The sequence below is a fragment of the Rhabdochromatium marinum genome (assembly GCF_016583795.1).
Classification (GTDB): domain Bacteria; phylum Pseudomonadota; class Gammaproteobacteria; order Chromatiales; family Chromatiaceae; genus Rhabdochromatium; species Rhabdochromatium marinum.
This window is the reverse complement of record NZ_NRRS01000020.1, coordinates 25,656-43,050: the sequence shown is the minus strand read 5'-3', so window position 1 is coordinate 43,050 and position 17,395 is coordinate 25,656. Positions and strand designations below refer to the sequence as shown.

Annotated in this window: 18 protein-coding genes and 1 pseudogene; 4 read left to right on the top strand and 15 right to left on the bottom strand. The window is 60.5% G+C overall.

Features of this window, described 5'->3' with window-relative positions; genetic code table 11:
* The 6 genes and pseudogenes from CKO36_RS08345 to CKO36_RS08325 form a co-directional block, all read right to left on the bottom strand.
* A complete protein-coding gene (locus CKO36_RS08345; protein ID WP_200283268.1) occupies positions 1 to 714 on the bottom strand; it encodes a hypothetical protein in 714 nt (237 codons plus the stop codon).
* A gap of 50 nt (positions 715 to 764) precedes the next feature.
* Positions 765 to 1,103 (bottom strand): hypothetical protein, encoded by a 339-nt coding sequence (locus tag CKO36_RS08340; RefSeq protein ID WP_200283265.1) that lies wholly within the window; start codon positions 1,101 to 1,103, stop codon positions 765 to 767.
* A gap of 121 nt (positions 1,104 to 1,224) precedes the next feature.
* Complete coding sequence (locus CKO36_RS08335; protein ID WP_275957836.1) at positions 1,225 to 2,073, bottom strand: ribonuclease H-like domain-containing protein; 849 nt, start codon at positions 2,071 to 2,073, stop codon at positions 1,225 to 1,227.
* A gap of 164 nt (positions 2,074 to 2,237) precedes the next feature.
* Positions 2,238 to 2,360: a hypothetical protein gene (locus tag CKO36_RS20100; RefSeq protein WP_275957835.1), complete on the bottom strand. Its 123-nt coding sequence runs from the start codon at positions 2,358 to 2,360 to the stop codon at positions 2,238 to 2,240.
* Between the two features lie 4 nt (positions 2,361 to 2,364).
* Positions 2,365 to 3,744, bottom strand: a pseudogene (locus tag CKO36_RS08330) (DEAD/DEAH box helicase); the annotation flags it as partial.
* A gap of 46 nt (positions 3,745 to 3,790) precedes the next feature.
* Positions 3,791 to 4,663 carry an HDOD domain-containing protein gene (locus tag CKO36_RS08325; RefSeq protein ID WP_200283262.1) on the bottom strand — a complete coding sequence of 291 codons (873 nt, stop codon included), beginning with the start codon at positions 4,661 to 4,663 and terminating at the stop codon, positions 3,791 to 3,793.
* A 69-nt stretch (positions 4,664 to 4,732) separates the two neighbouring features.
* On the opposite strand from CKO36_RS08325, the gene CKO36_RS08320 reads away from it, so the two are divergent.
* Positions 4,733 to 5,206 (top strand): EVE domain-containing protein, encoded by a 474-nt coding sequence (locus tag CKO36_RS08320; RefSeq protein ID WP_200283313.1) that lies wholly within the window; start codon positions 4,733 to 4,735, stop codon positions 5,204 to 5,206.
* Positions 5,207 to 5,231: 25 nt separating this feature from the next.
* On the opposite strand, the gene CKO36_RS08315 is transcribed toward CKO36_RS08320, so the two are convergent.
* From CKO36_RS08315 to CKO36_RS08290, 6 genes are all read right to left on the bottom strand, one after another.
* Positions 5,232 to 5,585 (bottom strand): hypothetical protein, encoded by a 354-nt coding sequence (locus CKO36_RS08315; protein WP_200283259.1) that lies wholly within the window; start codon positions 5,583 to 5,585, stop codon positions 5,232 to 5,234.
* Positions 5,586 to 5,604: 19 nt separating this feature from the next.
* On the bottom strand, positions 5,605 to 6,468 hold the full coding sequence (locus tag CKO36_RS08310; RefSeq protein ID WP_200283256.1) for a phosphatase PAP2 family protein: 864 nt from the start codon (positions 6,466 to 6,468) through the stop codon (positions 5,605 to 5,607).
* Complete coding sequence (locus tag CKO36_RS08305) at positions 6,465 to 8,120, bottom strand: ArnT family glycosyltransferase (protein ID WP_200283253.1); 1,656 nt, start codon at positions 8,118 to 8,120, stop codon at positions 6,465 to 6,467. The genes CKO36_RS08310 and CKO36_RS08305 overlap by 4 nt, the downstream gene beginning before the upstream one ends.
* Positions 8,117 to 8,695, bottom strand: coding sequence for a Uma2 family endonuclease (locus tag CKO36_RS08300; RefSeq protein WP_200283251.1), 579 nt, complete (start codon positions 8,693 to 8,695; stop codon positions 8,117 to 8,119). The genes CKO36_RS08305 and CKO36_RS08300 overlap by 4 nt, the downstream gene beginning before the upstream one ends.
* Positions 8,696 to 8,818: 123 nt before the next feature.
* Positions 8,819 to 9,820, bottom strand: coding sequence for a glycosyltransferase family 2 protein (locus tag CKO36_RS08295; RefSeq protein ID WP_200283248.1), 1,002 nt, complete (start codon positions 9,818 to 9,820; stop codon positions 8,819 to 8,821).
* A gap of 169 nt (positions 9,821 to 9,989) precedes the next feature.
* Positions 9,990 to 10,292, bottom strand: coding sequence for a hypothetical protein (locus tag CKO36_RS08290; RefSeq protein WP_200283244.1), 303 nt, complete (start codon positions 10,290 to 10,292; stop codon positions 9,990 to 9,992).
* A 328-nt stretch (positions 10,293 to 10,620) separates the two neighbouring features.
* Here CKO36_RS08290 and CKO36_RS08285 point away from each other — a divergent pair, with 328 nt between their 5' ends.
* Together CKO36_RS08285 and CKO36_RS08280 are read left to right on the top strand one after the other, a co-directional pair.
* Positions 10,621 to 11,742, top strand: a complete 1,122-nt coding sequence (locus CKO36_RS08285) for an efflux RND transporter periplasmic adaptor subunit (protein WP_200283300.1) — start codon at positions 10,621 to 10,623, stop codon at positions 11,740 to 11,742.
* Positions 11,739 to 14,786, top strand: coding sequence for an efflux RND transporter permease subunit (locus CKO36_RS08280; protein WP_200283241.1), 3,048 nt, complete (start codon positions 11,739 to 11,741; stop codon positions 14,784 to 14,786). Before CKO36_RS08285 ends, CKO36_RS08280 begins: the two co-directional genes overlap by 4 nt.
* 90 nt (positions 14,787 to 14,876) lie before the next feature.
* Here CKO36_RS08280 and CKO36_RS08275 read toward each other — a convergent pair whose 3' ends face one another.
* Genes CKO36_RS08275 through CKO36_RS08265 form a run of 3 tightly spaced genes read right to left on the bottom strand, consistent with a single transcriptional unit; the run spans position 14,877 to position 16,724 of the window.
* Positions 14,877 to 15,872, bottom strand: a complete 996-nt coding sequence (locus CKO36_RS08275; RefSeq protein ID WP_200283238.1) for a 2-hydroxyacid dehydrogenase — start codon at positions 15,870 to 15,872, stop codon at positions 14,877 to 14,879.
* A gap of 39 nt (positions 15,873 to 15,911) precedes the next feature.
* Positions 15,912 to 16,571 (bottom strand): pyridoxamine 5'-phosphate oxidase, encoded by a 660-nt coding sequence (gene pdxH, locus CKO36_RS08270; protein ID WP_200283236.1) that lies wholly within the window; start codon positions 16,569 to 16,571, stop codon positions 15,912 to 15,914.
* Positions 16,572 to 16,574: 3 nt separating this feature from the next.
* Complete coding sequence (locus tag CKO36_RS08265) at positions 16,575 to 16,724, bottom strand: DUF2934 domain-containing protein (protein ID WP_200283234.1); 150 nt, start codon at positions 16,722 to 16,724, stop codon at positions 16,575 to 16,577.
* Positions 16,725 to 16,737: 13 nt separating this feature from the next.
* Between CKO36_RS08265 and CKO36_RS08260 the strand changes: the two genes are divergently transcribed.
* Entirely contained in the window at positions 16,738 to 17,262 is a 525-nt protein-coding gene (locus CKO36_RS08260) for a hypothetical protein (RefSeq protein WP_200283232.1), read from the top strand.
* Positions 17,263 to 17,395: the final 133 nt, after the last annotated feature.

Here is a 17,395-nt window from a genome sequence, read left to right as displayed (position 1 = left end):
TCATTCGCCAGGCCCCGCACGTTCTTGGGTCTCATGCAGCGGTGGGAACGGCAGTTCAGCCAGCAGCCGCCCGGCAATTTCGATCAACGCTGCCGCGAACAGCAATCCCGCCAGCCAGTGTCCCAGCGGCCAAGACAGCATCGACAACATCGAGTCGATGGCACGAGCCATCGCAGCGGAATCGCTCCCGGTTAAACTCAGCCACCAGGCCAAAGCGCCACCAATCGCCACAACTAGCACCAGCCCCTGAACCCACAACGCAGGCACAGAGCAACGACGATGCCAGGCAAAGGTCCCGCGACGCTGCCACCAGGCCAACACCCAAGCCAGCGCCAACAAGCTGCCCCCCACCAAGACGCCAGCCAAAAACCTGGTCGACAGCGCCAGCAACAGTCCCCCAGCAAGCGCCAGTCCAACCGCAACCTTGCCGTGATGGCGACCCCTTGCAGTACCTCCATCTGAACCGGCCTTTGCAGCTGCACGCGGCTCAGACAGTCCGAGCTCAAAATCAGAACGCAGCTGCCGATCTGGAAGCATTCGCACCACCGCCCCAGCCACCGCAACAAGCATGATCACTAGAACCCACAGGCCATCAACCGCTGCCAGGCGCAGTCCATGACTGACATGGCCTGAGCCCCCGGACTCAGCCCCCAACAAACAGGCCGGCAACCCCAGCAGACCCAGCCACACTACAGCAGCACCGATCTTGCTCATCGATCGCCACGCTCCAGACATCCGCATCGAGCTGAAATCAACCCGGGACATCAGGAACGCTCTGCATCAGTGGACACAGAGGTTTCAGCCGGCGCCGGTCGGCGTAACACCAAGCCTAGTCGTGGCAACCCATTGCGCACCGGCGCTGCCGGCGGCTCACGGGCCGGCGCCAGCGACACGAACCCCGCCAACCCAAGGGTTCCCATCACCAGTTGCGCCAACGCCAACCACGGCGCCCCCATCAGCGCCGCCACTGCCGCCACCGCCAAGGCCAGCATCCCCAGCGACACCACCAGCACCGGCACGCGCCAGGTGACAAACGCCACCACCGCACCGGCCAGCGCAACGACTGACAACAGCAGACTTGCCACCAGAAACAGTTGGCTCATGGCTTTCAGAACACTCCCACCGCTAAGGGTATCAATCTCAGGCTCGGACAACACAGCCGTTATGCTACCCCGAATAACAAAAAATTGTCTTATCCGGCATTGGCAAAAGAACATAAAAAGATCAGGCGCCACCCCCGAGATCCAAAGTCCCATCCGCTGCGCGCTTGAGTTTGGCCAGCAAGCGCTGACAGCGATGCTCGCGAGCTGGGTGGTTAGGCAGGCGGCGAGCGTATTCAAGCGCTTGCAGCGGATCGCGCTGGCGATGCTCGTGAAATTTTGCCAGGGCTTCCAGGGCGCCGGGATGCTGGTCACGGGCGAGCATCTCCCACAGGCTGACGGCACGCGGCCAGTCCTGGGCACGGCGATACAGATGCGCAAGAAACCACATTGCCTCAGACTCCCTATGCGACGCGGCATGATTGCCAGCCAGACGGCTTTCCAGAAGTTCGCGCGCCTGTTGATCACGTCCGCGCTTGCACCAGTACCGCGCCAAAGCAAGGCTGTCGGCGCCATACGCAAGCGGTTCGCGATAGACAGCACTCAGCGCCGGAATCAACGCTACCAGCGAGAGCAAATCCTTGCGGTTATGTTCCACCACGTCCGGCAGGCGCCGCGGATTTCCCTGCCACAGCCAGTCCAGCCAGGCCGCTGGCGCCTCGCAGCCGGGTAAGTCTTGGCCACGGTCGAATGCCAGCAGACGCTGTTCCACCGTGCTCAAGCGGCAATCCGGCCAGCAGCGCGCGAAGGCACGGCGCACCGCATGCAGCAAATCCAGATGCGGCAAGGCCTCAAGCTGCTTGGCCAGTGCCGGAATGGCCACTGCCCCCTCCAGTGCCGCCAGCCGGCAGCGCGTCACCAGCAGCGACAAGTCGAAGGATTTGCCGTTGTAGCTGATCAGCTGGGTCGTCGCCACCAGGGACTCGGCGATGTGCTCCAGCATCAGCGCCTCGGCATCCAGACGGGTCAGCAGGTATTGCTCCAGTATCAGCGCCCCGGCGCCAGTCGCTCGGCGCCCAAGGCATCGACTAGCGCCGGCTCATCGCTGCGGCGAATGCTCGACTCCAACTGCGGCGCACCGGGACGCAGGCGGGCAAGCCGCTCGGCCAGCCCCAGCCTGGGTTGCTGTTCCTGCTGTTATTGCTGTTTCTGACTCGGAGCCGCCGGCTCGATCGCCTGCTGCGCTTGCGGCTGTTGACGCAGCCGAGCCAGCCGCGCCTTTAGGCTGCCGCCCGACGCGCCGGCTGAATGCGTACCCATTTGCTCATGCTCCAACCCCGCCAAGCAACCCCAGCACCAGGCGCGCAACCGCCTTGGGAGACTGCTCAAGCTGTTCATCTCCCGGCAAAATGGGGCCCACGCAGGCTGGACAACCACCATTGCATTCACAGGCCGCGACCAGCGCCTCGGCATCGGCGATCAGCGCATGGGTCTCGCGATACAGCGGCTCAGACAGACCGACACCGCCTGGATAATTGTCATACAAAAAGAGTGTCGGCTCAAAGTGCCCACCCACCGGAATCGCAACTGGTTCATTATCCGGCCCCCGCAACTGACCACGACCATCCTGCCCCACAGCAGCGAACCAGGTGCCCTGGCCATCGCCCACTGCACGACCGAGATCGCTGACCTCAGCCATGACACGCAGTGCGGCGACATGATGCAGAGCATAGGCCGCGCCCAAAAAGCCCTCAATGGCACGCTCGCGTTGCGGCAGTGCTTGGGCCAGCGCGACGGGATGCACCTGCCACCAGACCGCTGTGGTGTGCATTTCCTGATCCGGCAGATGGATGTTCCCATAGCCAATGTTGTCATGGCTGTAGTAGCGAATTTTCTTATATCCAGGGTAACGGCGCACCAGATGCACCTCGCCATGCCGACTCGCGGCCTGTTCCGCACAGCGCTCATCGAAGAAATCAAGAATTTTCAGCCGGGTATAATCAATCGCATCAGTGTAATAATCCGCCCGGGTTTTGCGCACAAACGCCTTGCGTCCGGTCCAGTCGAGCGACTCGACCTGATAGGGCTGCGACTGCACCATGTAGATGGCGCTTTCATACAGGGTGCCAGGCGCGCTGCTGTAATCCACCTCGGCGATGATGGTCTGTTTGCCAGCGTCGATGTCAATGACGACGAAATTCCCCTCCGTCACTGAGCGCAGCGAGACCGCATTGGCCGGGTAGCTGTCGGCGATCCAGTACCAACGCCCGCTCTGATATTGCAACAGGCCCTGATCGCGCAGATAGCTGAGCATTTCGCTCAGATCCTCGGCACCGAAGATCTCGCCATCCTGGAACGGCAGCTCGAAAGCCGCGCAGCGCACATGGTCCATTAGAATCAACAGCTGGTCGGGATGGATGCGTGCCTGCTCGGGTGAGCGGCCAAGAAAAAACTCCGGATGGCGCACGATGTACTGATCAATGGGCGCGCTGCTCGCCACTAGAACCCCGAGGCTCGGGCGATTGCGCCGCCCGGCGCGACCGAGTCGCTGCCAGGTCGCCGCCACCGTACCAGGATAACCATTGAGCACCGAGACATCCAGGCTGCCGATATCCACACCCAGCTCCAGCGCTGAGGTGCTGACCACCACATCCACCTGACTGGCGCGCAGCTCGCGTTCGATCACGCGTCGCTCACTGGATAGCAGCGCTTGAGACGCTGCAAAAACCGCTCAAAGTCTGACGGCGCACTCAGCACACCAGCGACGCGCCCGGCACCAGAATCTCAAACACCTCAACCACTTGCAGACTGATATCGCCGGGTAACTCCCGCAGTGCATCTGGCGGCAACGCCAGCCGCTTTGCCAGATCCGTCAGATACTCCGCCGCACGGCTGGCCAGGGCTTCGCCGCCATCAATGGCCGTGGAGCGCACAATGCAGCCCACTTGCTCGGCGCCCTGCACAATGGACGCTTCCAGGCGGAAATCCGGCGCCTGCTCCGGGTGGAGCTGATAGGCCACCGCCTTCCAGATCGACTCCGGGAAGCGCCAGGAACGCAGAAGTTCGGCGCCAAGTTCGGCAAAATTGAACCCGAACACCCGTTCCTCGGCCTGGGTCACCGGAATCTGCTCGTCCTCAATGAGTTGCAACACCTCACTGTAGTCTTCCGCACATTGACTGAAAAACACCAGCTTGCCAATGCTGTGCAGCAAACCGCCAAGAAACAGACGCTCACTGTCGCGTAAACCACAGCGCTTGGCCAGTTCGCGCGCGGCGATACCGGTCGCTACGCCATGGAACCAAAAGCGCTCCATATTGACCTTTTCCGGTGGCAGCCCCCGAAAGCGATCGACGGCAAAGGTGGCCAGGATCAGGTCGCGCAGCGGTCGATAGCCGATCATTGAAACCGCCTGGGTTACGGTTTCGATCGGGCGCGGGCGGACATAACAGGCACTGTTCACCAAACGCAGCAAACGGGCAGACAGGGCGGCATCGTAGAGGATAACCTCGGCGAGATCGGCCGGGCGTGTACTCGGATCATCAATGAGTTCCGTCACCCGCGAGGTCACATCCGGGAGCGAAAACAGCTGTACGGTTTCTTTGATCAGGTCTTCTGGTGTCATAATCTCAACACAGGCACACGGCCGCCTATCGTTATGGCTGCCCCCATCCGCACCGCAGAGGCGCACAATATGGCTTACTGGCTAATGAAATCCGAGCCCGAGGTTTTTGGCATCCAACACTTGGTCGCCCGACCGCAGCAAACCGAGCCCTGGGACGGGGTGCGCAATTATCAGGCCCGGAATATGTTGCGCGACCAAATGCAGCCTGGTGACCAGGCCTTTTTTTACCATTCCAACTGCAAAACACCAGGGATTGTCGGCCTCATGGAAATTATCACGGCCGGCTATCCCGACCCGACCGCTTTTGATCCCCAGCATCGCTACTTCGACCCCAAGAGCGACCCAGAGCAACCGCGCTGGTTTCTGGTCGATGTGCGCTACATCCGTCATCTGACCCGCACCATCACCCTCGCTGAACTCAAAAGCGAATCCCACGCGGCCGCGCTCGGCGACTTCGCGCTGCTGCGCCAGGGCAATCGGCTGTCCATCATGCCGGTGACCGAGGAGCAGTGGCAACACATCCTTGCACTTGAGCCTGGTTGATTGGCCGCATTCACCCTGGTTGAGTTTACAGCAACTTGATGACCGACTGCCGGGAGAGCCCCAGGGCCTGGGTGCCAAGTGTCAGCGCCTGCTCAGTGAAGACCTCGGCATCAGACCAACATTCGTCCTGATCGACCACTTCTGAGAGCATCTCGCTGACCACGCGCAGATTGCAGCAGCGCGGATGGGCCGGATCGCCCCCCGACTCGCTGCACACATAGAGCTTCGGCTCACGCTGCCCCTCCGGCACAAAGGCCAGAATGTAGCAATAGGTGCGTGCATCGGGGCTTTGGATGTCGCTCAAGAGGGTGGCGAAATACTCGCCGACCTGATAACGCCCCTTGGGAATGGCGGTCGTGATCGTTGGTCGATCCTGCATAATAGTCTCCCGAATGTTGTCATCGGTCCCCACGATAGCGCAGCAACGGCATCACCAGATAGTTGAATAACAGGCTCAGCAAGGCCAACGCCACCAGTACCCGCCCTGGCCAGAGCGCCTCGGCATAGCCGCGCCCCACCAAGGCCAAAGCAACCGCCATCGTCACCGCCAGGGTCACAAAGGCGAGATGTACGCTGATGTCGGTGACACCCCAGGACAGGCGCCGGGCCAGACCAACCCCCAGCCAGGCCGCCAGCAGACCACCGGCGAGACCAGCGGCCACATCGACTGGCCAATGCACCCCCAGCGCCACCCGGCTCAATCCGGCCAGCAGCGCCAATAGCAGAAAGAGCAGCCGCCATTCGACCCAGCGTGCATAGTAAATCAGGACACCAAAAAACACCCCAGCGGTCACACTATGTCCAGAGGGAAAACTCTGGTGACGATAACCGGGGCCGATGAGCTGAAAACTCCCGGCATCCAGCACCGCTGCCGGTCGCGCCGCATCGATCAGCGGCTTCAGCCCACGCGCATAGGCCGCTCCAAGCAGCGCCGCGCAGATCAGCGCCCAGAACACCCGTGGATGCCGTCGTGCAAAAAACAGCGTCAGTGTAAAAGCTAGATGCTCATCGCCGAGCTGGGTCAGATTCGCCCACAACCAGGCTGGATAGGCGCGAGCCAACGCATTCAATGCCGTAAAACCGGCGTGATAGCCGCCGCTCAGATAGAGTCCCAGCCCGGTCAGCCCAAACAGCAGCGCTGCACCCAACAAGCAGCGCGCACCACTGGGATTTAGCGGCGCATCCGCCACCAGTCCCTGCTGCAGCGCCGTCTGCAAATCGCGGCGCAAAAAGTCAAACAGCTCCACAGCCCGGTGGCTCATTGGGGCTGGACTCCCGGCGCGGGTGGTGTATCCACGCGCAGCAGTGCCACAGCCCCGCGTTGATAAAGGGTTTGCAACTGCTCAGGCGGATAGAGCTCCCGCAGTCGCTCAAGTTTGTCGATGCGCAAAAACACCAAGTCCCCTGGTTCGGGCGGGCGATCCGGCGTCACCGCCTGGCGATAGACGCTAAAACTCGGCAGGCTGGTGCGATAGATCACCGTCGGTTCATCTAGCTGCCGCGCCAGCTGTGCCGCCTCCTTAACCGGCGCCTGCATCACCTCAAACACCCGTGGCACCAGCAATCCAAACACCACTAGGGTCTGAATCACACCGGACAGTACCAGTTGCTGCCAGAGCGCCATCCGTCGAGCGGCGAACAAACTGATCGACAGCAGCAACGCCGACAGCACGCCCAGCCAATAGAAGCCATCCAGCACCGCTCGGCCCTGCTCAAAAAGCGCGATCTCATGGACCTTGTCGCTTTGTTCCGCCAGCGGCCCGAGCACCAGAGGCAAGGCCAGCAACACCAGCAAAAAAGCCAGCGGCGGCAGCCAGGCCAACCAACGATTGGTCAGGCGCTCGCGATAACGCGCCAGCAGAATAAACAGCGGCGTGAGTCCATAGACTAAATAATGCGGCAACTGAGTGCTGGAGAAGGAAAAGAACAGCAGTACCGTCAGAAACCACAAAAGCAAAAAACGCTCCAGCGGATCAGCCCACATGCGCCGTAGCGCCAGAATCAGCGCCAGCAGCCAACCGCTGAACGGCAGCATCACCAGCGGCAGCATGACCAGATAGTAGCCCGGAAAGCCGTCATGGCCATGAATCACGCCGCCAAAGCGCCCCAGATTGTGCTTGAGGAAAAAGCTGTGGAAAAAGCCACTGCCATTATCGAGATAAATGGCCAGATACCAGGGCGCGGCCACCGCCACAAACACCAGCCAGCCGCGCGGCTCAAACACCGCCCCCAGCCAGAGTTTGATCTCCCGCCAGCCCATGCTCAGCGCAAACAGCAGGCTGACCAGCAGCGGAAAGAACACCGCCACCGGCCCCTTAGTCAAAAACCCCAGCCCGAGCCACAGATAGACCCGCCACAACAACGGCGCGGCGGCTACGCCGCTTAGCCGCGCCAGGCGATAGCGATAGACATCAAAAAATGCCAGTGCAATGAACAGATTCAACACCGCATCGGCCACCGCTGCCTTGCCGATCAGACCGATTTCCAGCGACAGTGCCATCACCAGAGCCGCAACAGTCGCCGTCGCGGTATCGAGGCGCTGGCGCACGAACACCCAGAGCGCCAGCAGCCACAGACTCGCCGCCACCGCTGAGGGCAGGCGCAGTGCGAATTCGTTCAACCCCAGTGCCTTCACCGCCCCGGCTTGCAGCCAATAGATCAGCACCGGCTTGTCGTAGCGCGGCTCGCCGTCTTTATAGGGCGTAATGAAATTGCCGCTCGCTAGCATTTCGCGCGTCGCTTCGCTAAAGGCCCCTTCATCCAGATCATAGAGCGGCGGACCGCCAAGCTGCCAAAAGAACGCCAGCCAGACAACCAGCAACAGCAGCCAGGGCGACGTCAGCCAGCGAGTCGAAAGCGGAGCCGGGGTCGATGCCTGAGCCGGATCGCGCGCGAGGTCAGCGTTCGTTGTCATGTCACAGCCGTTCCAGGCAGTTCCACATCCAGATAGATATCCGCCACAGCCAGGGAAGTCGCCAGACAATCCAACCGTATCTCGCCACCACTGTAGCCTTCCGCCTGCCAGTTGTTACTCCGGCGAAACACCTCCACCCGAGCGGCATCCTGCGCCACCAGCAGATATTCCATCAGGCTGGGCAAGGTCTGATAAGCCAACAGTTTCTCGCGTCGGTCGATGCGCTCAGTGGATTTGGACAGTACCTCGACAATCAGACAGGGCGAACGCCGGAAATAAGGCTCACGATCCTGCAGGTCGCAGGACAACAGCAAATCCGGATAATAAAACAGCGTCTGACCGCTGATTTCCAGCTGAACCTTCATATCCGAGGTAAACAGCTGACAGCCCTTGCGCCGAGCGGCGGGGGTCAGGGCAAAGGCCAGCGCATTGACGATCAGTCCATGCTGATCGCTCGCACCCGTCATGGCATAGACCTGCCCGTCGATGTATTCATGCCGGATCTCGCTCTCGGTCTCCCCGGCCAGATAGTCTGCAACACTCAGAGCAGATGTCTGCTCAGCAACTGACAACATAATGGGACTCCTGACGCTAAACCCATTCGACGATAAGCCAGTGTAGTCGAACCTGCCTGCCCATGTTCAGATGCGAGCGTCAGGCGCCTCGCGCGCAAACGTCGAGACGGACAGCTGCGGCCATTAGCGCTCTTTCCAGTCGCTCACCGCCGGATCGCTCTTGCTCAAAACGCCATAATGCGTGCGCCCGGACGAGGCGAAGAAGGTTCGCACCAGCATCTCTGCCAGCACGCCGGTGGTCAGCAGTTGCACCGAAGCGACCAACAGCAGAATGGCGATAAACAACAGCGGGCGCTGGCCGATGTCCTCGCCAAATCCGAACTTGATCATCAGCAGATGCAGCATCAGCAAAGAGCCGAGGGCTCCGAAGCCCAGCCCAATGGAGCCGAAAAAATGCCCCGGACGGCCGCCGAAGCGCAGAAAGAAAAAGGCCACCAGCAAATCAAGCAGCACCCGAAAGGTACGCGAAATACCGTATTTTGACTGCCCAAACTGCCGTGCCTGATGACTGACCACCGTTTCCCCGATACGCTGCGGCGAAGTCACGGACGCCACCCACACCGGAATGAAGCGGTGCATCTCTCCGTACAGGCGGACTTCCTTGATGACCTCGGCGCGATAAACCTTCAGCGAGCAGCCGTAGTCATGCAGGCGCACACCCGTGACCTTACCAATCAAACGGTTGGCGAGGCGTGAGGGGATTTTGCGAATAATCAGAGCATCCTGACGGCGCTGCCGCCAGCCTTGCAGGAGATCAAGATCGCGCGCAATCAAATCATCGAGCATACGCGGGATCTCGACCGGATCGTTCTGCAGGTCGCCATCGAGCGTGGCGATAAAGGCACCGCGTGCGACATCAAAACCGGCCTGCATGGCGGCGGTTTGACCAAAATTGCGCCGGAATCGAATCACCCGCACATGCGGACCATACTCAGCAGCCGCTTGTGCAAGCTGCGCTGGCGTGGCATCGCGACTGCCATCATCGACCAGGATCAGCTCCCAGGGATGGGCGTAAGCCGACAACCCCTGATGCACACGCTCCAGCATGGGCATGACATTTTCAGCTTCCTGATAAAGCGGGATCACGACCGACAGCGAACGGTCGGGCGGCGCGTCTGACTGCATCTTTACACAACCTGCCTACGGCCTCTCAGCCACATGGTTCCTCCCGGCACCATCGCCGGGTGGCAGAGTATATACCAGAGCCGCTGCTGTTATCCTGATCCCGCGCCCAACGCTGATTCCCGCCATGATGCAAAACTGGCATCAAGCGAAGGACATCAGCACACAGCTCTCAGCCTTCTCCAGCCGCAATAAACATAAATGCCTGCGCGGAACGCTCACCAGAACGGGCATTTCGTGTTTCAACGACGAATCCCTTGGCGCCATTGACCTGATAAATTTGGAACACCGGCGCTTCCTTGCTGTCAGTCACACAGTTCCCCGAGATAATAGGCTGTTCGCTGAAGACACCCTCGTTGAAGAAAATGTCATAAAAACCGGGCTCCGACTCCTCAGACACACTGAAATTGCCGGAACCATTGAGCACGTTCCCATCTTCGTCCACATAACCCAAGACCATTGTTGTTGGCATCATTCAAACTCCTACATGTGCGGTTTCTAACAAAGCTCGTGGCAAACCCCGCTATCGCGGCGGTTTTGCGCATGACAGCCTCGGCCTTAAGCAAATAACTTGCCATCTCATGGGACTCCCACTGACCAAGACGAGCGCGCATCGCTCCATCGTTCCATCGTTCCTTGTGGTATCGAGTAGCGAGGATTCATTGAAGCGTTGTTTTGACCCAACTTGATCAGGTGCTTTACCATAAGCAGACCATAGGGGTGTGCGCATCACAGTCATCTCGCGTCCGCCCCAGACCGGCATCCCTACCACCCTGCCACGCCACTATCAGCGCTTTCACACCATGCTCCGCCGCATCCTGCTCGTTTTCATCGTCGTCGCCATCGTGATTGGCGGCCTGGGTTTCTTCAAATATCGCCAAATTCAGGGCGAAATGGCCATGTTCTCGCAGCCGCAGCCGCCTGCAACCGTCACGGCCACACGCGTCGAGGCCGTGACTTGGCAACCGCAGCTGCGCGCCGTTGGCACGCTGCGGGCGGTACAGGGCGTCATGGTCAGCAATCAGGTGACCGGGCAAATTGAGCAGATTCTGTTTGAGTCCGGTGACATGGTGACTCAGGGCCAGGCACTGGTGCAGCTCGACACCGAGGTCGATGAGGCCGATTTGGCCGGACTCGAAGCAACACGTGCATTGGCCGAGACGCAGCTGAAACGCAATCGCCGCCTGCTGGCCGACCGGGCTGTCTCGCAGGGCGATTTCGACGAAGCCAGCGCCAGCCTGCAACAGAGCGAAGCCGCAGTGGCCGCCAAACGCGCTCTGATCGAGAAAAAAACCATCCGCGCGCCCTTTGCCGGTCAGCTGGGCATTCGCCAGGTCAATCTGGGCCAATATCTCGCCGCCGGTTCCAGCATCGTGGCGCTCGAAGCCCTGGATCCGGTCTATGTCGATTACGCCCTGCCCGAGCGCGAACTGGCGCAGGTCGCTGTGGGTCAGGGGGTCGAGGTGCGGGTTGCCGCTTATCCCGGGCAGCTGTTCACCGGAACCATTCGGGCCATCAGCCCGGCGGTCAATCAGGCCACGCGCAATGTGCAGGTTCGCGCCCAGCTGGGCAATCCCGACCATCTGTTGCGCCCCGGCATGTTCGCCAAGGTCGCAACCCTATTGCCGCAACAGGATCAGGTGCTGACGCTGCCGCGTGAAGCCATTACCTTCAATACCTATGGCGATTCGGTCTTTATAATTCAGCCCGGTGAGGGTGAACAGGAGGGGCAGTCGGTGGTGCAGCGCCGTCAGGTCCAGACCGGCAGCGTGCGCAACGCTCGGGTGGAAGTGCTGTCCGGCCTCACCGAAGGCGATCAAGTGGTCGCCACCGGCCAGGTCAAGCTGCGCAATGGCGCAGCGGTGTCCATCACGGACGACAGTACGGATAACAGTACGGACGACAGCACGGACGCATCCCAGTGAAATTCACCGACATCTTCGTCTACCGCCCGGTGCTCGCCAGCGTGGTGAGCCTGCTGATTCTGGTGCTGGGGCTGCGTGCCATCATTGAGATGGAAGTGCGCCAGTACCCCGAGACGGCCAACACCGTGGTCACAGTCACCACCGCCTACCCCGGCGCCAGCGCCGAGCTGGTCAAGGGCTTTATCACCACTCCCTTGCAGCAGGCCATTGCTCAGGCCGAGGGGATCGATTTTCTGAACGCCACCAGCAGCCAGGGCGTGTCAGTGATCGAAGCCAACATGGAACTCAACTACCCGGCCAATGATGCCGTCTCCGAGATCCAGGCCAAGGTGGCGGGTCAGCTCAATGTGCTGCCCGAGGCGGCGCAAAATCCGGTGATTGACTCCACCACTGGCAGCACCACGGCGCTGATGTATCTGGCCTTCTACAGCCGCGAGATGTCGTTGTCGCAAATCACCGACTACATGATCCGGGTGGTGCAGCCGCAGCTCCAGGCGCTTGAAGGTGTGGCCCAGGCGGAGATTTTCGGTAACCAGACCTTCGCCATGCGGGTGTGGCTGGATCCTGATCGCATGGCCGCGCTGGGCATCTCCGGCGAGCAGGTCGAGGCCGCGCTACGCAACAACAACTACCTGGCCGGTATCGGTCAGTTGCGCGGCGAGCGGGTGCAGATTGATCTGAGCACTACCACCGATCTCAGCGATGTCGAAGACTTCCGCCGACTGGTGATCCGCGAGGATGGCGGCACCCTGGTGCGCTTGGATGACATCGCCCGGGTGGAACTCGGCCCGGCGGATGACAACTCGCGCACCCTGTACAAGGGCATCCCGGCCATCTTCATCGGCATCGAACAGGCGCCGGGCGCCAACCCGCTGACGGTCGCCCAGCGGGTGCATGAGCTAATGCCCAGCCTGGAAGCCCAGTTCCCGGAAGGGCTTGAGGCGCACATCCCTTACGACGCCAGCGAGTTCATTGAGGAGTCGATCAAGGAAGTTTTTACCACCCTGGCCGAGGCGGTGCTGATTGTGCTGTTGGTAATCTTCTTGTCGCTGGGCTCGGTACGCGCGGCGCTGATCCCCTCAGTGGTGGTGCCATTGGCGCTGGTGGGCGGCGCTTTTCTGATGCTGCTGATGGGCTTTTCGATCAATCTGCTCACCCTGCTGGCAATGGTGCTGGCCATCGGCCTGGTGGTGGATGATGCCATCGTGGTGGTGGAAAATGTCCATCGCCATCTGGAAATGGGCAAGGACGGCATCAGTGCCGCTGTGGATGCCGCGCGCGAGCTGGGTCTACCGATTCTGGCTATGACCACCACCCTGGTCGCCGTCTATGCGCCCATTGGTTTCATGGGTGGACTGGTCGGCTCGCTGTTTACCGAATTTGCCTTTACCCTGGCCGGCGCAGTGCTGATCTCCGGGGTGGTGGCTCTGACCCTGTCGCCGATGATCGCCGGGCGGGTGTTGCATTCCAGCCAGGAGGAAAGCCGCTTCGAGCATCTGGTCGAACAGTTCTTCGCCTGGCTGGCGCGCATCTACAGTCGTGCACTGGACAGCTGGCTGAAATATCCGGCCGTCACCATTCTGGTCGCCATTGTGATCATTGGCGCTATTTACGTCATGTACGACATGACCAAAAAAGAACTGGCCCCGACCGAAGACCAAAGCATTCTGTTTGTGATGGGCACCGCGCCCCAGACTGCCACCATCGACTATGACGTGCGCTATGTGCGCCAGATGCAGGAGATCTTCGAGACCTTCCCCGAGTATCAGGAAAGCTTCCTGCTCGCCGGCATGGGCGGGGACACCACCAGCAGCTTTGGCGGCTTCAAGATGGCACCGCCCTCGGAGCGCGAACGCTCACAGATGGCGGTGCAGCCCGAGCTGCAAGGCGCGCTGAGTCAGATCACCGGCTTGCAGACGGTGGCCTTCCCGCGTCCCAGCCTGCCGACGCCCGGCAATGGCATTCCGGTCGAATTCGTCATTCTCTCCGACGGCGAGATCGAGCAGATCAACGGCTTTGCCGATCAACTTCTGGGCGAAGCCATGGCCAGCGGCAAATTCATGTTCCTGCAAAAGGATGTCCAATACACCCGCCCGCGCACCGTGATTGAAATCGACCGCGATCTGGCTGGGGATCTTGGCATCAGCATGCAGGTGCTGGGGCGCAATCTGGCGGTGATGCTCAATCAGGACTATGTGAATTGGTTCAGCCTGGAGGGGCGCAGCTACAAGGTGATTCCGCAGGTCGAACAGCCCGCGCGCGCCACCGCCGATCAGATTCAGAACTACCATATTCGCACCGCCAGCGGCGACCTGGTTCCGCTGTCCACCCTGGTGACCATCAGCCATCAGGTGGTGCCATCCAAACGCACTCAGTTCCAGCAGCTCAACTCCATCAGCCTGTCCGGCGTCATGATGCCCGGCGTCTCGCTCGGCGCTGCCCTGGCCTATCTGGATGAGCGTGCGACGGAGATTTTCCCGCGCAATGTGCGCTGGGACTACAAGGGCGAGTCGCGCCAGTTCAAGACCGAGGGCGGTGCCCTGGAAGCGACCTTCTTCCTGTCGCTGCTGATTATCTACCTGGTGCTGGCCGCCCAGTTCGAGAGCTGGCGCGACCCCTTTGTGATTTTGATGTCAGTGCCACTATCCATTGCCGGAGCCATGGTGTTTCTGTTCCTGGGCTTGGCCAGCATCAACATCTACACCCAGGTGGGGCTGATCACCCTGATCGGGCTGATCGCCAAGAACGGCATCCTGATCGTGGAATTCTCCAATCAGTTGCGCGAACGCGAGGGTCTGGACAAATCCGCCGCCGTGCAGCAGGCCTCGGCCATTCGCCTGCGCCCGATTCTGATGACCACAGTCGCCATGCTGGTAGCCATGGTTCCGCTGCTCACCGCCAGCGGCCCGGGCGCAGTCAGCCGCTTCGACATTGGGCTGGTGATCGCCTCCGGCCTGGGCATTGGCACCCTGTTCACGCTCTTTGTGGTACCGGCGGTCTATGTGCTGATCGCGGCACCGGATGCCAAGCCGGTGGCCCAATAGCCGGTGCAAACCGGCGAGGTCATATTCGACGACACTGTGGCAGCCATCGCTTTTGCAAGGCAGGCGATTTGCCGACCAGACCGCCGGCGATCAATCCACGCGATTGCGCGTTGTCCCGGTTTGAAAGGCGGCGATATTGGCGGCGATTTCCTCCACTACTCGCTGACGCGCTTCGCGACTGGCCCAGGCAATGTGAGGTGTAACAATCAGATTTGGAATCCCTGGCGCCAGCAGCGGATTCCCCTGGCGTGGCGGCTCGGTGATCAACACATCGACACCGGCGCCACCAATGCTTCCCCTTCGCAAAGCATCGGCCAGCGCTTGCTCATCAACAATGCCACCACGCGCGGTATTGATCAGCAGAGCCTCAGGGTTCATTAGATCAAGCTCGCGGGCTCCGATCAGACTGCGGGTCGCGTCCGTCAGCGGGCAATGCAAGCTCAAGACATCAACCTGGGGTAACAGCTGTTCAAGCGGCCAGCGACTCTCTGTGGCTGGCCCAGCCGGGCGCTGAGCCACCAGCACTCGCATGCCAAAGGCCTCAGCCACTCGCGCCACCGCCTGACCCAGTTCTCCGTAACCGACTATCCCCAAGGTACGTCCAGCCAACTCCCGAATCGGGTAATCCATCAGGCAGAAGCGTTCATGCTGCTGCCAGGCCCCGTTGGCAATTGCGCGCTGATAGTCTGGCAGCCGAGTTGTCAGGGCGAGCATCAGCGCAAAGACATGCTGCACCACCGCAGGAGTGGCATAACGCACCACATTGGCCACCGCAATGCCCCGTTCCCGGGCGGCGTCCAGGTCGACATTGTTGGTGCCGGTGGCAGCAATACAGATCAGCTGCACACTGTGGCTCTGTTCCAGAATCGGGCGACCCAGCACCACCTTATTGGTCACGACGATCCGGGCATCCCCAATCCGCTCCAGCACCTCGGTCGATTGGGTGTGCGAATAATAGCGCCACTGGCTGACAACCCGATCCAAGGCAGACAGATCAAGATCGCCCTGATCGATGGTGGCAACATCCAGCAGTACCCCACTGAACGCCGATTCCTTGCCATCCTCGCACCCTGAATGCTCTGACATCAGCAACTCGCCCTCGTCACCCAACACGCCACCTGCTCATCAAGGCGCCAGACGCTCCAACGTCCAGCCGGTATTGGCCGACAACCGCGAATAACGAAACCGATCATGCAGGCGATTGTCGCGCCCCTGCCAGAATTCAATGCATTCCGGCACCACACGATAGCCGCCCCAAAAATCGGGCAGGGGAATCTGCCCGGTGGCAAAGCGCTGCTTGATCTGCTCGACCTTGGCTTCGAGTAGTGCCCGCGAGCGAATCACTTGGCTTTGCGGCGAAGCCCAAGCGCCAATCTGGCTACCGCGCGCCCGGGTGGTGAAGTACTTTAGGGATTCCGCTGTCGCAATGCGCTCGGCGCGTCCATTGATCTGCACCTGGCGAGCAAAGGCCACCCAGGGGAACAGCAGGGCCACCTGCGGATGCTGATCGATCTGGTGCGCCTTGTCGCTGCCAAAGTTGGTAAAAAACACAAAGCCGCGCGCATCATAAAGCTTGAGCAATACGCTGCGCACCCAGGGCTGACCCGTGCCATCGACCGTTGCCAGGGTCATGGCATTGGGCTCCGGGATACTGGAGGCACAGGCGAACTCGTACCACTGTTCAAACTGCACCAGGGGATCGGCCGCAAGATCGGCGCGGCTCAGTCCTTGATCCATAAAATGCTCGCGCCATTGCACCGGCGAGCGGTCAGAAGTGGCGTGCATGAATTATCCCAGCTGGCCAGATGCTAGCAACGCCTCGACTTCCTGTTCCGCCGCCGCCCAGTCCTCAATCTCATGGCCCGGCTCGAAGTTGCGTTTTTCAGCCCGATAATAGGCGGCATCCTGGATCATTTTATAGCGTTGTTCCGCCGACACCGGTGAAGCCCCCTTGGCCGCTGAGGTGCGCGACGCTTTGCGAGTGGTGGTTTTGCGAGTGGTGGCCTTTTTAGTTGCATTAGCATTAGCAGCAGCAGGAGCGGAGGCAGACGCTGCTGCGGCTTCGCTCGCTGCGGTGTTTGCCGCTGAGGTCTTTTTGGTGCTAGGGCTGGTGCTGCTGGAACTGGCGGCACTGGTTTTGCCACTGGCGCGGGTTCTGCTGCTGGCACTGGTTTTTTTGGTGGCTGCTGCTGAAGTCTTGCGGGTAGTGGCAGTGGCTTTCGGTTCCGCCGCTGCCGATTCAGTCGCGGAGGCTGCTTTCGCTGTCGTTGCTTTCGCTGTCGTTTTTGCTGCTGAGGTGGTTTTTGCCCTGGTGGTACGTTTTTTCGGCGCGCTGCTCTTCGCCGATGCGTCAGCACTGGCCGGCGTTGTCGCAGCTTCCTCCCGGGCTTGCGCGGCACTTCCTGGGGTCTTTTTGGTTGCGACCTTGTTTGCCTTGTCCTCAGCCATAATGATTCACCCTTACACTCATAATTAGGAAATCGCTCATATGTTCCATCGTTGACGCCAGGACTGATGAAGAGATTTCATTTGTCTGACGTGAATTTTACGCATACACGAAAGACTTTGCGATCCAAATCTGCCCACCAAGAAAAATTTTGCTCATGCGC

What these genes read in the sequence shown, in the direction of transcription:
- CKO36_RS08345 (WP_200283268.1), bottom strand. Translation starts at nt 714, where the DNA reads ATGAGCAAGATCGGTGCTGCTGTAGTGTGGCTGGGTCTGCTGGGGTTG.
- CKO36_RS08340 (WP_200283265.1), bottom strand. Translation starts at nt 1,103, where the DNA reads ATGAGCCAACTGTTTCTGGTGGCAAGTCTGCTGTTGTCAGTCGTTGCG.
- CKO36_RS20100 (WP_275957835.1), bottom strand. Translation starts at nt 2,360, where the DNA reads ATGGGTACGCATTCAGCCGGCGCGTCGGGCGGCAGCCTAAAGGCGCGG.
- CKO36_RS08325 (WP_200283262.1), bottom strand. Translation starts at nt 4,663, where the DNA reads ATGACACCAGAAGACCTGATCAAAGAAACCGTACAGCTGTTTTCGCTC.
- CKO36_RS08320 (WP_200283313.1), top strand. Translation starts at nt 4,733, where the DNA reads ATGGCTTACTGGCTAATGAAATCCGAGCCCGAGGTTTTTGGCATCCAA.
- CKO36_RS08315 (WP_200283259.1), bottom strand. Translation starts at nt 5,585, where the DNA reads ATGCAGGATCGACCAACGATCACGACCGCCATTCCCAAGGGGCGTTAT.
- CKO36_RS08310 (WP_200283256.1), bottom strand. Translation starts at nt 6,468, where the DNA reads ATGAGCCACCGGGCTGTGGAGCTGTTTGACTTTTTGCGCCGCGATTTG.
- CKO36_RS08305 (WP_200283253.1), bottom strand. Translation starts at nt 8,120, where the DNA reads ATGACAACGAACGCTGACCTCGCGCGCGATCCGGCTCAGGCATCGACC.
- CKO36_RS08300 (WP_200283251.1), bottom strand. Translation starts at nt 8,695, where the DNA reads ATGTTGTCAGTTGCTGAGCAGACATCTGCTCTGAGTGTTGCAGACTAT.
- CKO36_RS08295 (WP_200283248.1), bottom strand. Translation starts at nt 9,820, where the DNA reads ATGCAGTCAGACGCGCCGCCCGACCGTTCGCTGTCGGTCGTGATCCCG.
- CKO36_RS08290 (WP_200283244.1), bottom strand. Translation starts at nt 10,292, where the DNA reads ATGATGCCAACAACAATGGTCTTGGGTTATGTGGACGAAGATGGGAAC.
- CKO36_RS08285 (WP_200283300.1), top strand. Translation starts at nt 10,621, where the DNA reads ATGCTCCGCCGCATCCTGCTCGTTTTCATCGTCGTCGCCATCGTGATT.
- CKO36_RS08275 (WP_200283238.1), bottom strand. Translation starts at nt 15,872, where the DNA reads ATGTCAGAGCATTCAGGGTGCGAGGATGGCAAGGAATCGGCGTTCAGT.
- pdxH (WP_200283236.1), bottom strand. Translation starts at nt 16,571, where the DNA reads ATGCACGCCACTTCTGACCGCTCGCCGGTGCAATGGCGCGAGCATTTT.